Annotated in this window: 13 protein-coding genes; all 13 read right to left on the bottom strand. The window is 42.1% G+C overall.

What is annotated here, in order from left to right; translation table 11 throughout:
• Positions 1-9 precede the first annotated feature (9 nt).
• The 13 genes from LI112_RS04350 to LI112_RS04290 all read right to left on the bottom strand — a co-directional run bounded on the left by LI112_RS04350 (position 10) and on the right by LI112_RS04290 (position 15,120).
• On the bottom strand, positions 10-2,193 hold the full coding sequence (locus LI112_RS04350; protein ID WP_055066507.1) for a class I SAM-dependent methyltransferase: 2,184 nt from the start codon (positions 2,191-2,193) through the stop codon (positions 10-12).
• On the bottom strand, positions 2,193-3,446 hold the full coding sequence (locus LI112_RS04345; protein WP_022388414.1) for an ABC transporter ATP-binding protein: 1,254 nt from the start codon (positions 3,444-3,446) through the stop codon (positions 2,193-2,195). Before LI112_RS04345 ends, LI112_RS04350 begins: the two co-directional genes overlap by 1 nt.
• Positions 3,447-3,458: 12 nt before the next feature.
• Positions 3,459-4,265, bottom strand: coding sequence for an ABC transporter permease (locus tag LI112_RS04340; protein WP_022388415.1), 807 nt, complete (start codon positions 4,263-4,265; stop codon positions 3,459-3,461).
• Positions 4,262-4,831 (bottom strand): dTDP-4-dehydrorhamnose 3,5-epimerase, encoded by a 570-nt coding sequence (gene rfbC / locus LI112_RS04335; protein ID WP_005422711.1) that lies wholly within the window; start codon positions 4,829-4,831, stop codon positions 4,262-4,264. The genes LI112_RS04340 and rfbC overlap by 4 nt, the downstream gene beginning before the upstream one ends.
• A 1-nt stretch (position 4,832) precedes the next feature.
• Positions 4,833-5,711, bottom strand: a complete 879-nt coding sequence (gene rfbA / locus LI112_RS04330; RefSeq protein WP_005422710.1) for a glucose-1-phosphate thymidylyltransferase RfbA — start codon at positions 5,709-5,711, stop codon at positions 4,833-4,835.
• A 37-nt stretch (positions 5,712-5,748) separates the two neighbouring features.
• A complete protein-coding gene (locus tag LI112_RS04325; protein WP_138343634.1) occupies positions 5,749-7,074 on the bottom strand; it encodes a D-alanyl-D-alanine carboxypeptidase family protein in 1,326 nt (441 codons plus the stop codon).
• A gap of 222 nt (positions 7,075-7,296) precedes the next feature.
• Positions 7,297-8,379 (bottom strand): dTDP-glucose 4,6-dehydratase, encoded by a 1,083-nt coding sequence (rfbB, locus tag LI112_RS04320; RefSeq protein WP_055055674.1) that lies wholly within the window; start codon positions 8,377-8,379, stop codon positions 7,297-7,299.
• Positions 8,380-8,437: 58 nt separating this feature from the next.
• The gene (locus tag LI112_RS18320; protein WP_227190288.1) at positions 8,438-11,074 is read right to left on the bottom strand and encodes a L,D-transpeptidase family protein; all 2,637 of its coding nucleotides are present in this window, start codon (positions 11,072-11,074) and stop codon (positions 8,438-8,440) included.
• A gap of 34 nt (positions 11,075-11,108) precedes the next feature.
• Positions 11,109-11,372: an HPr family phosphocarrier protein gene (locus LI112_RS04310; RefSeq protein WP_005422704.1), complete on the bottom strand. Its 264-nt coding sequence runs from the start codon at positions 11,370-11,372 to the stop codon at positions 11,109-11,111.
• Positions 11,373-11,386: 14 nt separating this feature from the next.
• Positions 11,387-12,667 (bottom strand): YbbR-like domain-containing protein, encoded by a 1,281-nt coding sequence (locus LI112_RS04305; RefSeq protein ID WP_022388420.1) that lies wholly within the window; start codon positions 12,665-12,667, stop codon positions 11,387-11,389.
• The gene (gene cdaA / locus LI112_RS04300) at positions 12,645-13,532 is read right to left on the bottom strand and encodes a diadenylate cyclase CdaA (RefSeq protein WP_022388421.1); all 888 of its coding nucleotides are present in this window, start codon (positions 13,530-13,532) and stop codon (positions 12,645-12,647) included. Before cdaA ends, LI112_RS04305 begins: the two co-directional genes overlap by 23 nt.
• Before the next feature lie 47 nt (positions 13,533-13,579).
• Positions 13,580-14,689, bottom strand: a complete 1,110-nt coding sequence (locus LI112_RS04295) for a hypothetical protein (RefSeq protein WP_022388422.1) — start codon at positions 14,687-14,689, stop codon at positions 13,580-13,582.
• Complete coding sequence (locus tag LI112_RS04290; RefSeq protein ID WP_022388423.1) at positions 14,686-15,120, bottom strand: hypothetical protein; 435 nt, start codon at positions 15,118-15,120, stop codon at positions 14,686-14,688. Before LI112_RS04290 ends, LI112_RS04295 begins: the two co-directional genes overlap by 4 nt.
• Positions 15,121-15,174 lie beyond the last annotated feature (54 nt).

The raw sequence follows: 15,174 nt of genomic DNA, 5'->3' as shown, positions 1-15,174 counted from the left end.
AATATTCCCCTATTTCTTTTTAATACTCCGGTACAGCTTCCATGCCTTTGTATTTTTCATTTCAGAAATCTGATGTTTTAGTTTCTGAATCTCTTTGTCTTTTTCTGCTGAGATCCGTGAAAAACTCATCCAGAACGCCTCCTGTGCTTCAGATTCCTTCATCACTTCAATCTCTATATAAAGTTTGCCTGTATTCTTTGGCAGACTCTCTATTACAAACTGCGGATCTCCGCCTCCAAAATAGTATCTTCCGTTTCCTATCGGAAAACCATTAGAAGAAAAATCCGCCTCTTTTCCGTTTTCAAATACAAGTTTTTTAAGGACCAGTCCCCCGGCAGCTTCCCCGGGATCCAGACGCAGTCGGCGCACATTCTGCGGAACAGTGATTCCGAAATCAATTCCATGTTTTGTCATTGGATAGATATCTGAATCCGCTTCCGAAAAGTCATTTCCTCGGTCATAAAATACCTGCAGTCTTCTCGTTGCACATGCGGCACGGATCCGGTCATAATATGCCATGATATCTACCTTGCCAGGTGAAACCTCATCATACATTTCCCGAAGAGGCACATGACCGCCTTCCATATATTTCTGGAAATTACGCTCCATCTCTGCATAAATTTCCAGTTCTTTCTCACTGATTCCTGCCTTTTTATAGAAATCAAGATCACGCAGTACAGCACGCTTGCCATCACTTTCCAGATAGTAATGGATCATTCTGTAAAGGATGAAATTGCACGGAATCGGAAAGCGGAAGGTCCATTCATAATCGATTACGGACACTCCGGAATCCTGAAGCAGAATATTAGCTGGCACAAGATCGATATTGGACATGCCGCTGCAACGACAGCTTTCACTGATTTCTGCATCACCAAAGACCTGCACGAATTCCGGTGTTTTAAAGAACATCTCTCCTTCATGGATACGACGGATCTTTTTGATATAGCTGAAAAACAGCTTCTCAAGCTCTTCTGTCTTTCCTGCCTCCAGAAGTTCGTCCAGTCTTCCTTCCAGTGTCTCTCCCTGCAGATATTCCAGACGTACTCCATCATTCTCAACTGTACAGGTATTCAGTTCCAGACCTTCTCTTCCGTAAAAGGTTCCCAGTTCCCTGGAGATTTTTTCCAGATTCTTCACATGTTCTTCAGAAGTTTTTTCTGTCGGTAACTTACGGACATATCTTCTCCCTGAAGAGTTTTCACAGATTTCCGTACGCACAGAAAATGCCGGATCTCTTTCATTGGAAAACTTTACATAAATGGTTTCTGCTTCTTTCTTTTCTTTTCCGATCAGAAGAAGAAAAGAATTGGCAAAATCCGGATACATATCATTCGCAAGAAGTGAATCATATACCGCAGATTCCTGGAAAAGCTGCAAACGCAGTCTGTCATAATTTGTTTCCAGACGATTCAGTTCTCCCTTCAAAGGAAGGCGACGGTCTGAATAGATCGTCATTGGTAATTTGTAATCCGGAAATGGATAATACCAGGATGCTTTAAGATTTCCTGCCTCTTTCAGGATTGCTGACATTTCTTTTCTGGAAAATGTCTTAACGCCACTCGTTGTCGGATAACCTTCCAGACCTTCAAAGAGAGTTCCAAAATGATCTTCCGTACATCCTGCCCAGTACTTCAGCCCCAGACGATTTTCGATTGCAAGAACGATCTTACCATCCGGTTTTAGATGTCTGGATATGATCTTAAGGAAATCCACATAAGGAGTCTCACTCTGTATATAGGCTTCTCCATATTCAAACACACCGATTAATGTAATATAATCATATTTTTCGGTAAGCGTCTTCTCGACTTCCTGAAAATTCCCCATAAGGATCTTCAGATTGTCACAGTCTCTGTGTCTCCATGCATTGATCTGGCTTCGCTTTCTTGAAAGTTCAATACAGGTAACCTTTTTGGCTTTTTTGCAGAGAGCGCCGGTCACAGCACCACATCCGGAACCGATTTCAAGAACATTCTCTTCACCTGTAAACGGAATCCAGCTCAGTATATTTTCCCTGATATGAGAAAAATGATAGAGAATCGGCCAGCTCGCCCGCTCTGCAATAACTCCGTTCCATTGTTTTTCCCGGTAATTGCGTGCTATTTCCAGCATCTCATCCTCAATTGCACCATCTGTATACAAATCTTTGCCCGGATATAGTGTATCATCCAGAATTACCTGTCCGATTTTTTCCATTATTCCTCTCCGTACTGAATTTCTACTTTTGAATTCATATCATAAAATCCTACGGTATTCTGCGTTGAGATCACCGTAATATTACATGCATCATATAATCTGTGGAATACCGTAAAGTCACCATCCTTATAGCCGGTACATCCAAAGGAAAGCAGATACTCCCCACCCTGCAGGAACATATCCTGTGTAAAGGTTACGGTACATACATCTCCGGCTTCAGAATGCTCAATATGCATTTTTTCAAACATCGTGTTGGTTCCTGTAATTTCTGTTCCACGAATATCCTTAAATGTATATGCCATGATCGGTTCCTGAATATTCTCATGAAATGCAACCCTCATCTTGATCGTAAAGGTTGTTCCCTTGTCGATGGTATTGGTATAACGGCCCTTTTCATCCATCACAACAAAATCTGTGATCTCAGCAAGTTTGCTGCCATATTCCAGCATATTCGGATTTACCTGGAATTTTTCACTCCAGTTTTCCTTTTTCTTTACTTCTTTTTCCACTTTCCTGGTCGGATCCTGGCCTACCAGAAGCTGCTTGTACATATCTACCATCTGCTTTGGAGAACCTTCTTCCAGCTTCACACCCTTATTCAGAAGGATAACTCTGTCACAGTATCTGGAAATACTGCTCAGATCGTGGCTTACAAAAAGGATTGTCCGACCCATTTTCTTAAATTCTTCGAATTTACGATAACATTTTGCCTGAAAGAACACATCCCCTACAGAAAGTGCCTCATCAACGATCAGAATTTCAGGATCGATATTGATTGCAACGGCAAAAGCCAGACGAACGAACATACCACTGGAATATGCTTTGACCGGCTGATGTACAAAATCGCCGATGTCTGCAAAATCCAGAATATCCTGCAGTCTGGCATCAATCTCCTCTTTGGAAAAACCCATCATAGTTCCATTGAGATATACGTTCTCAATCCCGGTATACTCCATATTAAACCCGGCTCCCAGTTCCAGCAGAGCGGAAATTCTCCCATCTACTGTGACTTCTCCGCCAGTAGGATTCAATACACCGGTAATGATCTTGAGGATCGTGGATTTACCGGAACCATTTGTCCCGATAATTCCCACTGTTTCTCCTCTTTTTACATCAAAGCTGACATCCCGTAGTGCATAATGCTCTCTTACAGGAACTTTCATTCCCAGAGCCTCTTTCAACCGGTCAGACGGCTTATTATATAATTTATACATCTTATCCAGATGTTTTACCTGAATTGCAAATTCACTCATTCTACTCTCCGCTTACAGTACATCTGCAAAATGTACCTGAAGTTTTTTAAACAGTCTGGTTCCAAGCACAAATACGATCAGGGTAAATCCCCAGAAGTAAAGTGTCAGCACCGGATGCTCCCAGATTGCTACTTTGTTGATCAGAGAATCCCTGTATCCCTGCACAATATAGAATACCGGATTCAGTTTCAATATATTTGCCAGAAGTCCTCCAAGACCAAGATCATTAAAATCCCACATGATCGGGGTAACCCATACACCAACCTGGAGCATAATGTTGATGATCTGACTCAGATCTCTGAAGAATACAACCGCCGCACTTGTCATATATGTGACTGCCAGGATCAGCATAAAAATGCAGAAGCTGTAGTATACCAGTTGCAGTGCATACAGACTCGGCGGATATCCCATACAGGTATAGATCACCAGTACGATCACAACAAAAAAACAATGTACAAATACCGCTGAAAATACTTTCACTACCGGAAGGATCCGAATGTTAAATACTACTTTTTTTACCAGATAATTATATTCCAGAAGTGCATTCGTTCCTCCGGTCAGGCCCTCCTGAATAAAGAACCAGGGGACAAGACCTGCGATCAGCCAAAGTACAAATGGAACACCTTTATCCGAACCATTGCGAAGCGCCAGTCCGAATACAAACCAGTAAACACAGATCGTTACGATCGGCTGAACAAATGCCCAGACTGTTCCAAAATAGGAACCCGCATATTTTGTTTTGAAATCATTTTTTGCCAGAGAAAACACTAATTTGCGGTTTTTGTAGATTTCCCCAGGCAGCCATGTTTCTTTTTTCAATCCTTTTTACTCCTGTTGGCAGTATATTCCTTAAAACTTCCCCATTTCTGGTCTTTGTCAGAGAGGATCAGTTCCATACCTTCCGGAATCGGCCATTCTACTCCGATATCCGGGTCATTGTATGCAAGACCTCCCTCATCATTCGGATGATAAAAATCGGTACATTTATAAGCAAATTCTGCAGAATCAGAAAGAACAACAAATCCGTGAGCAAAATTCTTCGGAATAAAGAACTGTTTCTTATTCTCTGCAGAAAGAAGGACTCCATACCACTGTCCATATGTCGGGGAACCTTCTCGCAGATCGACCGCAACATCAAAAACTTCTCCGCTCACTACACGAACAAGTTTATCCTGTGGATAGTTGATCTGGAAATGAAGTCCACGAAGTACGCCTTTACGGGAACTGGACTGGTTATCCTGTACGAATTCCATATCGATTCCGGCTGCTTTGTAATCGTTGTAGTTATATGTTTCCATAAAATATCCGCGTTCATCACCGAATACTGCCGGTGTGATCACTTTCAGGCCTTCAATATGACATGTCTCTACTGTAATTTTTCCCATTTTATAATCCCTCCGCTATTTCAATCAGATATTTTCCATAAGCAGTCTTAAGAAGAGGCTGTGCCAGTTCAACAAGCTGCTCCTTTGTAATAAATCCACGTTTGTATGCAATCTCTTCGATGCAGGAAATGTACAGTCCCTGACGTTTCTGGAATGCTGCAACAAAATCTGCTGCATCAAGCAGAGAATCATGATTTCCTGTATCCAGCCATGCAAATCCACGTCCCAGAGTCTCTACCTTCAAAGTTCCTCTTCTCAGATATTCGTTGTTGATGCTGGTGATCTCAATCTCACCACGGGCAGACGGTTTTACATTTTTGGCGATTTCTACAACATCATTATCATAGAAATACAGGCCCGGTACTGCATAGTTTGACTTCGGATGTTCCGGTTTTTCTTCAATAGAAAGAGCTTTGCCGTTCTCATCAAATTCTACAACACCATATTCTCTAGGATCTCTTACATAATAACCGAAAATAGTCGCACCTTTTTCTTCTTCTGTGCGTCTGTAAGCATTCTGAAGGACTCTGGAAAAGCTCTGTCCGTAGAAAATATTATCTCCAAGTACCAGGGCAACTGCATCATTGCCAATGAAATCTGCACCAATGATAAATGCATCTGCCAGTCCTCTCGGCTGTTCCTGTACTGCATATTCAAATCTCATTCCAAGCTGGCTTCCATCTCCCAGAAGATCACGGAAAACCGGAAGATCTCTTGGTGTAGAAATGATCAGAACCTCACGGATTCCGGCAAGCATCAGTGTAGACAATGGATAATAGATCATCGGTTTGTCATAAACCGGCATGATCTGTTTGGAAATTGCCTTTGTTAATGGATATAATCTGGTTCCTGAACCACCTGCTAAAATAATACCTTTCATTATGTTTCCTCCTTTATTTCAAGTTCTTTATTTATTTTCATCCATTCTTTATATAAAGTGCGATCAATAATGCGATCAGGATCACTGCCATGACTCCCATTGCGATCAAAAGAGCTTTCATCATACCGGATAATCCCTCGGTACGAATCTCCTGAATCTGCTCGGACATAGATTTCTGTCCAGTCTGAACCTCTGCCTGAGAATCATTTTCCGTCGTCTCCAGCGAATCTGTCACAGTTTCAGCCGCCTCTGTTTCTGAAGATTCTGCTACTGTTTCAGCTGTCTCTTCCACGGCCGGAGTTTCTGTCGGCTGTGCTTCTGCCACATAGCCTACAAACTGCCCGCTATAGTAATATCTGGTCAGTATCTTTCCATTTCGTTCTGCTGTATCGGTTGTCAGATCATTGACCGTAACGCCTTTTGGCACTGTCATTGCTGTTCCGTCCACATCAATTGTATCAAAATTATCAAATGCATAATTAAATAATGATGTGCTGTCGGTACAGTTGATTCCAAGATCCGCTGCACGCATGGTAACCGCTATATACGTACGTCCGTTTCGTTCAGCAGCTGTCACAAGTGTATGCTGTGCATCCGTTGAAAATCCGGTCTTACCGCCTATGCAGTCTGCATAATAAAGATTGGACTCTTTTGCCATAAGCGGCATATGCGTATGCATAACCCTTGCTTCGCTTAAATTCGTTGCCGGGATCTTATAATTCGAACATTTCATCACCTGACGGAAACGTTTATTTCGAAGGCATGCACGCATGATCTTTGCCAGGTCATGAGCACTGGAATAATGATTTTCATCCGGCAGCCCACTGGCATTGGCAAAATGTGTATGTGTACATCCAAGTTCTTTTGCCTTCTGGTTCATCATTTCAACAAAATTTGCTTCTGTCCCACCTACCGTCTCAGCAATCTGTGCACAGACTTCATTGGCTGATTTAATATATGCAGCCATCCAGCAGTCCTTCATCGTCATCGTTTCACCAAGCTGTGCGTTGATGTTACTGCTGTCCCAGGTGACATCCCTGATTCCTGTTTCTGTAAAAGTAACAATATCCTTTGGGGAACTGTTCTCGATTGCAACCAACAGCGTCATGAGCTTTGTCGTGCTGGCAGGATAACGATATTCGTCCATTCCTTTGTCATACAAAACCGCTCCCGTATCTGCATCGATCAGAACTGCTGTTTCTGACGTGACAGCGGGAGCTGCCGGCCAACCTGCAATGCTGTCACTCGCTACCGGTGCAGGAGTTCCATTTGCAGTTACGGTTGCTGCCTGTGCTGTCGCAGAAGACACCAGAATCACTGCCGCACCAACACCAGCCGCAATCCGGTATATTCCTTTGTTCATCTATTTACCTCCATTGTTATAAGCTGCTATCTTATACAGCCTGTCAGATTCTGCTTTTTAAAGCTAGACATATCTCATATTATTTTCTCACAATCGCTCTGTAAATTCAATGCCTATTTTCGCTAAAATCTTTTTCCATATCTCTGTGCATAAAAAAACGCTGTACAGATCAGGAGAATTCCTAAAATATACAGCGTTTCTGATCTCATCTTTTATGAGATATTATTTTGTTTTATACATTGCTTCGTAATATTTCTGATAGTCACCACTGGTAACATTTTTCATCCAGTCTTCATGCTCAAAGAACCACTGGATTGTCAGACGGATACCATCTTCGAAACAGGTTTCCGGATACCAGCCAACTTCCTCTTTGATCTTGTCCGGTGCGATCGCATAACGACGGTCATGTCCCTTACGATCTTCTACATATGTGATCAGGTTCTCACTGACAAGTTCTTTACGAGGATCCCCTTCCGGGAGCATCTCCTGCAGAGTATCCAGAATGATATGGATGATCTGAATGTTCTGTTTTTCGTTGTGACCACCGATATTATATGTCTCGAAAAGTCTTCCCTTTTCCTGTACCATATCGATTCCTTTTGCATGATCCATAACATAAAGCCAGTCACGAACATTTTTTCCATCTCCGTATACCGGAAGTTTCTTTCCCTGAAGTGCATTGTTGATGATCAGCGGAATCAGTTTTTCCGGGAACTGGTATGGACCATAGTTATTACTGCAGTTTGTGATATTTGCCGGGAATTTGTAAGTATCCATGTAGGATTTTACCAGCATATCAGAGGATGCTTTACTTGCAGAATACGGACTGTGCGGATCATATGGAGTTGTCTCATAGAAAAATCCGCCGTTCTCTTCCAGAGATCCATATACCTCATCCGTTGATACATGCAGGAATTTTTTGTCCGGTTTGAATGTTCCGTCCGGAAGTTCCCATGCAGATTTTGCTGCATTCAGCATAACCAGAGTTCCAAGTACGTTTGTCTTAACAAAAACTTCCGGATTACGGATACTTCTGTCTACATGACTCTCTGCTGCAAAATGAACGACTCTATCAATGTCATTTTCATCAAAGATCTTCATGATTGCCTCGCTGTCACAAATATCAGCTTTCACAAATGTGTAATTTTCACGGTCTTCAATATCTTTCAGATTTTCAAGATTTCCTGCATAAGTCAGTTTATCTACATTGATAATACGGATCTCGTTGTCATATTTTTTAAACATATAATGAATATAGTTGGATCCGATAAATCCTGCACCACCAGTTACAAGGTATGTTCTCATTATTTTACTTTCCTCCTGAAAAGCGCCCTCCATTTGGGAGAGCGCTGTATTTTATTATTTACTTACAAGCCGGGTCCGTCGGGTCAAAGTTCTTGCTGCCTCTTAAAGGTGTGAGTGCTTTTCTGCCCAGAGGTCCTTTGAGTGCTTCATTGGATGTATATGTGCCATCAAAGATATGGATCTTGGAACCATTGCAGTTGTCCCAAACCCATTTTGCATCAGCTACACAGGCACGGATGCATCCGTGAGATGCCGGATTTCCAAGTCTCAGGTATTCTCCAACCGGAAGATTATAACTGTTTGCCTGACCACATGCTACGGAATGAACAAAAATACCATTCACAACATGTGTTCCATACTGTCCCCAGGATGGTCCCATCAGTTCCTGCCAGCGTCCTGCTCTGTGCATTGTCCATGTACCGGTAGGTGTCTCTGTACCGGCTTTACCAACAGAAACGCGGATTGTTTTGATCGGAATTCTCATGGTGCTGTCTGTGTAAACAGTCAGCACTCCGTTCACACGATCACAGGTCAGATAATAGCTGCTGCGTCTGAACTCATTTGTTCTGTCGTTGACTCTGTATCCTCTGCTGTTAAATCTGTACTGCATACCATTGATCCATCTGGTTGTATTCTTGACATATTTACCAGTCTTCGGATCGATATAACGTACATAGTTTCTGTTGTTATTTACAACAACCCAGCCAGCCTCAATGAAACGACCTCTGCCATCCAGGCTTCCGTAAGTTCCATTGTGTTCTACACCGGTTTTATTTGTTACAGCTGTCAGATTCTTGAAATAGAAGTAATAGAATCTTCCGTCTGTCTTGATACGTTTCCAGCCATTTTCTGCAAGTACACCGCTTTTGGAAGCATAATAGTATCTGCCATTATACTTAACCCATTTGCTTTTGTATACTTTACCTCTATATGATTTGGAACTGGATCTCTGGAAGAAGTAATATTTACCATTAATTTTGGTAACACCACTTGCCATACGTCCGTCTGCGAGATAATATCTTCCGCTCTTCCAGCAGTTTATAAAAGAGTTACCTTTGGAAGAGAAATAGAACCATCCGACAAATTTACCATTGACAGTAACTTTCTTGATTCCCTTCTGTTCCTGAACACGTCCTGCTACTTTTCCGAAATAATAATAGCGGTTTCCTGCTCCGGAAAGTTTCACCCAACGATTTTTCCAGGTAGCGCGACGTCCATTGCCGGTGAAATAGTATCTGTATTTACCGTATTTGATCAGTTTGTTTCTGTATGCAACACCATTACCGTCAGCCATATAATAATATCTGTCAGCACCCTTGACTGGTTTTCTGTTTCTGATCAGGTAACCATTTGCATCCAGCAGATAAAGATTGTCGCTGTTACTCAGAAGCTTGTATGCTCCGATTCCTTTTTTCTGGTAATCTCCGTTTGCATTAAAATAACGCCACTGTGTACCCTTATTGGTACTCTTTCCAAACCATCCGTTGACTGCCATCTTACCAGGAATATCTCCTGCAGATGCTGCGGGCTGGAAATAGCAGATGCCTCCGCTGATCTTCTGATCTCCTACGTATGGCTTACCACCATTCAGAAGATAGTAAGAAGCTCCATTGATACTGTAAATCTTGTTTGCTTCAAGATTTACCTGTTTACCATTATCATGACCATAATAGTTAAATGCTCCCTGACCTGCATCCCAGATCCATGTATCGGAAATTGCCTGACCGAGCTGAGAATTATAAGGTGTCTTCTTATCTGCAGAAAGTGCATTCACAATCTGAACATCGCCTTCTGTACGGAAATAATAGAAATCATTTCCAACAGCATTTCTTCCTGTCAGAAGATATCCATCTTTATCAAATGCATAATATCCTGAAGCCAGAACACTGTTATTAACATTCAATGTTGTAATCTTTACCAGGCCATCTGCTGATGTATAATAAGCACTTGCACCTGCTTCCTCTGCCTGCTGTTCATCTGCAGCCGGCTGTGTCTCATCTGTCTGCTGTGTTTCTACTGCTGTCTCAACAGCTGCCTGTGATTCATCTACTACAGCTTCTGTAGTTTCTGCAGTTGTATCAACAGCCGCCTGTGATTCATCTGCTACAGCTTCTGTAGTTTCTGCTGCTGTATCAACAGCTGCATTCTCATCAGTTCCTGCTGCTTCTGCAGTTTCTTCTGTTCCGACAGCTGCTGCAGTTTCCTGTATTCTGGAAGGTGAGTACTTTTCCAGTTTCCATTTGCCATTTACAAATTTCCATCTTGTATACTCAAGGGAAGCTACTTTACCATTAGCATCAGATGATTCATTTGCTTTACCAGCTTCTTCTGCAGTTTCTTCTGTCACTGCCGGAGCCTCATCCTCTGCCTCTTCAGTCACAACCTCTTCCTCACCGGAACTGAAATCAACATCTGCCTGATTTTCCGTATCTGCCGGAACGCTATCTTCTGCCTGATCTGCATCATCTGCTGCCGCATCTGAATTGATATCGACTGCAGAATCATCTACTACTGCGGAATCATCTACTACTGCAGAACCATCGTTCTCGTCCGCAACGGACGCTTCATCAGATTCCGTTTCCTCTGCTGCTGACACCTCAGAAGAAAATTCGGCTGCACTGACAATACTTGCTTCTGCACCGGTAGATGCGCACATTGCAAGGCTCAACATTACTGCCACAACTTGTTTTTTCACGACTACTCCTCCTTAAACTTCTTTACATATGTTTCTATTCACCAAGACCACTGCTGATCGCATCGGTCAAAGCTTTCAATGCTTCCTGTTCGTCTGCCCCTTCGCAGACCAGTTCAATTTCATCTCCGCATTTTACACATGCTCCCAGTACACTCAATACACTCTTCGCGTTTGCTGTACCGCCTTCAAAAGTGAATGTGATCGCGGAACTGTATTTTATAGCTTCATTACACAATATACCAGCCGGGCGCAAATGAAGTCCCGATGGATTATTGACTGTTATCTTCTGACTTACCATTCTGAAATCTCCTGTTAATTGCTTTCATCTGCTGTAGAAATTTTGGAAATCTCCACCCCTGTCGTTACTTCGTCTACCAGCTCATATCCCTTCGGTATTTCTATGCTGACAGGCACTTCATAACTTCCTTCGCTCATTCCCTTAAGATCTATTGACGCTTTAATATCGCCTTCTGTGAGATCTGCAAGATCATCGGAAGTTTTCTTAACACGAATTTCTATCTTTGCAGTATCAAATGAAACCTGCATTCCCTCAGGTGAATCATTCACAATTATATTCTTTGTCGGAACCTCACATACATTGCTTCCCTCCGGAAGAATATTTACTCTGACAAATACATCTTCACTGGAATCGCTGGTAAGCTTCAGGCCATCCGGAAGATAATCTGAAATATTGATTTTCTCTTCAAAATCACTGTTTCGATCCGAAATATCTGCCACAGAACCCGGCAGCCAGATCGTATTATTCTGCTCTTTCAGTGATGCCAGTGCATCTTCACTTCCGGCAATACTGATCACATTCGGTGTTGTCATAATACTCTCCACCTGATATCCTGCTGCCGGAGTACCGGAATACTCTGCACTGATTCTGACATTCGACTGAACTTTCCATAATTTTGCAGTTACATATACTTTCGAAACATTCAGATAACCCATGTCTGTATCGGTAAATTCCTCACCGTTCTTATCAATGATCTTGACATCGGTCTCCTGAGTCACATCTTCCATTGCTCCATCTACATCGATGGAAGCATTTACCTTATCTATTTTATTGATCAGAGACACCGGACCTGTAATTTTGATTTTCTCCGGATTGGAAGTCAGCGCTCCAATTTCATAGCCCCTGTCAGGTTTTGTGTTGTTTGTATTCACATTTACTACAAACTCCTGTGTATCTTTATCCTCCAGATGAAGGCTCATATTCTGCGGACTCACTTCAATATTGTCTGCTGAAATCCGCCCACAGGATACAGTGATCGGAACCATGACCGGATCTGTTTTCAGGCTCACCGCCTGCTGAAGATCCGCAACCGCACGAATATCATTGAGTGAGATCCTGTCCAGGATCTTTCTCTGAGCTTTGATCGTCACACGGATGGGAACCTGTTCTTCATCCTGCATACACATTTTTCCGTCTGCATCGATATATGCCTCATTCAGCAATTCCACATCTGACACAATGAATGACTTTGTACTGATCGGATTGTTTATATTGACAACCAGAAGCCATACCAGAATAGCAATTGCAAGAGACAGAATTTTCAAAGAAAGATTATTTCCTATTTTTTTCTTCATGTTTCACTCTTCCCTTCAACAACTGTCTCAGTTTGTTGTTATCCACAATTTTCTTATTCTGTGCTTTTTCCAGTACTTCACGAAGCTGACTGCTGCTGATATTTCTCAACAGCCGACCGTTCTGTGCCACAGAAACCTGTCCTGTTTCCTCTGAAACAATGATCGTAACAGAATCTGTCACTTCACTGATTCCAACACCTGCACGATGTCTGGTTCCAAGCTGTTTACTCAGTTCCATATTGTCAGACAGTGGAAGATAACAGGTTGCAGCAACAATACGATTTCCTCTTACGATCACTGCACCGTCATGGAGTGGTGTATTGTGTTCAAAAATATTGATCAGCAGCTGACTGGTCAAAAGAGCATCCACATTGATTCCCGTTCTGACATATTCATCAAGTCTGATCTCCTGTTCGATCACGATCAGTGCGCCTGTCTTAACCTCAGCCATATCAAAACATGCTTTGATCAGTTCATTGACCGTCTTATCTGTAAATCTTTCTTTTACTTCTTTGCCGGAATCAAAAGGAAAAATGGATGCCATGATTTTTTTCTGTCCCAGCTGTTCCACGACCTTTCGCAATTCAGGTTGAAATATTACAACGATCGCCGTGATCAGTGCACTGGCCAGTTTTGATACGATCCACAGGATCGTATTCATCTTAAATATATAAGCAATAATAAGAAATGCGCCAATGACCAGAAGTCCCTTAAGCAGAGTATATGCGCGTGTAAATTTGATCCACACCATGAACTGATATACAAAAAATGTAATCAGGATTATTTCAATGATATCGATAATACTGACAGACGGCAGATTGATATCTGATAAATATCTTGCCAGTATGTCTGTAATATTCCGCATAAACTCTCCTCTCCTTCTGTTGCTGTTGTCAGGTTACTTTTGCCGGATCACAGATCCTTCAGGGATTCCTCCAGCTTTTTCTCAAAATCAATATCATCTATATCAGCCTTCTGTACTACAGACGCCGCTTCTGTTTCCTGAACTCTTTTTTTCTTTTTCGGTGGCTCTTCCCCCTGAAAAAGAGGGGTGGAATAATTTACCACGCGCTCTGCCGATTTTCGTTCTTCTCTTGCAGATTCTCCGTTGATCTTTTTGATACTTCTTTCAGAAGTAGCAACCAGTGCCTTCGGAACAGCCTTCACATAATAATAGTAATCGTCATCTTCATATTCCAGACGTTCCGTTCTTGTATAGTCTCCACCAAACACAAAGAACTCCAGTATGATTCCAACCAGTACCGCAACCACAGTATAAATGATCAGTGAAAATACGGAAATTGAAATTCCAAGACTCATACTTCCTGCCAGCATGATCACAATATAGATCACTCCACCGGCAACAATTGCAATTCTCCATGCATAATCAAACATGCGGGTACGAATCAGATTCACAGCAAGAACCACTACAATAAAAGCAATCAGTGTAAGCCACATTTCACCATTCTTCATAAGGCTGTCTGACAGAAGTGTCAGTTTACCGACAATGTCTGAGTCCATGCCAAGAAGAGCCTGCGACTGTATACGTACTGTACGGACAAAATAATAGATGATCACGCCGCCAGCTGCCGGAAGTGCTGATACCGCACTGCTGAGAAGTCCGCATCCGATTGGAAGCAGCACCGGAATATCAAATGCAAATGCGAGTGGTGTAAACACAAGCACGATATTTTTACCGCTGCTGAAACGCAGGAAAAGGATCATCATGAACAGAATCAGTACCAGAAGAAAAGCTGCCACTTCGATTCCAAGTGCATAACAATGTCCCACCATCAGTGCAAATCCTGCGAAGATCATCATTCCGGATGGAAGAATACAGCAGATCAGCGATAAGATCAATACAACAAAAATATTATCCAGTGCAGTCATATATCCCATGTTGGTATTGATCCAGATGAAATAAACCAGTGCAAGGACAAATTTCAATAAAGGAAGCAGGTACATTTCGTACTGTGCATAAATTCCTTTTATTTTCTGTTTGAATTCCAGTAATGCTGTCATTTACGATACCCTCCTGCGTTTCCTCTGCCGGAAGATTTTTTTTCTTCTCTGGCATAAATCTTATTCAGTTCAGTAAGCTGACTGTAGTATTCTCTGACACTCTTTTTTGCCCGATAATACTGAACCGAGTACTGTATATACGTCAGGACTGAATATGCCACAAGTACGATCAGATAGCCGATCACAATATATACACCGAGCATTATCAGATTCATTTTGTGTATATTCTCCAGAAGATATTCTCCAAAATAAACCGCTACAGCTGCAACGCTCAGACAATATCCAATTGTGACCAGAAAAAAATTCTTGATCAGTGCCAGCCCTATATAATCGCTTCGGTAATACTTGCTGACCGGCAGATATTTTCTGCCCTTGCCCTGCTCATACATGGCAAGTTTTGTCATAATCTTAACCTTCTCTTCGTTGATCATATCCTGCTCCTCACAATCATTGTTACTGTACACAGTAACTTGTTCAAACCATAT

The sequence above is a fragment of the Blautia sp. 210820-DFI.6.14 genome (assembly GCF_020558815.1).
GTDB lineage: Bacteria > Bacillota > Clostridia > Lachnospirales > Lachnospiraceae > Blautia_A > Blautia_A obeum.
Note: the sequence above shows the minus strand (reverse complement) of the source record. Positions and strands in the feature narration are given on the sequence as shown.

What these genes read in the sequence shown, in the direction of transcription:
- LI112_RS04350 (WP_055066507.1), bottom strand. Translation starts at nt 2,193, where the DNA reads ATGGAAAAAATCGGACAGGTAATTCTGGATGATACACTATATCCGGGC.
- LI112_RS04345 (WP_022388414.1), bottom strand. Translation starts at nt 3,446, where the DNA reads ATGAGTGAATTTGCAATTCAGGTAAAACATCTGGATAAGATGTATAAA.
- rfbC (WP_005422711.1), bottom strand. Translation starts at nt 4,831, where the DNA reads ATGGGAAAAATTACAGTAGAGACATGTCATATTGAAGGCCTGAAAGTG.
- rfbA (WP_005422710.1), bottom strand. Translation starts at nt 5,711, where the DNA reads ATGAAAGGTATTATTTTAGCAGGTGGTTCAGGAACCAGATTATATCCA.
- LI112_RS04325 (WP_138343634.1), bottom strand. Translation starts at nt 7,074, where the DNA reads ATGAACAAAGGAATATACCGGATTGCGGCTGGTGTTGGTGCGGCAGTG.
- rfbB (WP_055055674.1), bottom strand. Translation starts at nt 8,379, where the DNA reads ATGAGAACATACCTTGTAACTGGTGGTGCAGGATTTATCGGATCCAAC.
- LI112_RS04310 (WP_005422704.1), bottom strand. Translation starts at nt 11,372, where the DNA reads ATGGTAAGTCAGAAGATAACAGTCAATAATCCATCGGGACTTCATTTG.
- LI112_RS04305 (WP_022388420.1), bottom strand. Translation starts at nt 12,667, where the DNA reads ATGAAGAAAAAAATAGGAAATAATCTTTCTTTGAAAATTCTGTCTCTT.
- cdaA (WP_022388421.1), bottom strand. Translation starts at nt 13,532, where the DNA reads ATGCGGAATATTACAGACATACTGGCAAGATATTTATCAGATATCAAT.
- LI112_RS04295 (WP_022388422.1), bottom strand. Translation starts at nt 14,689, where the DNA reads ATGACAGCATTACTGGAATTCAAACAGAAAATAAAAGGAATTTATGCA.
- LI112_RS04290 (WP_022388423.1), bottom strand. Translation starts at nt 15,120, where the DNA reads ATGATCAACGAAGAGAAGGTTAAGATTATGACAAAACTTGCCATGTAT.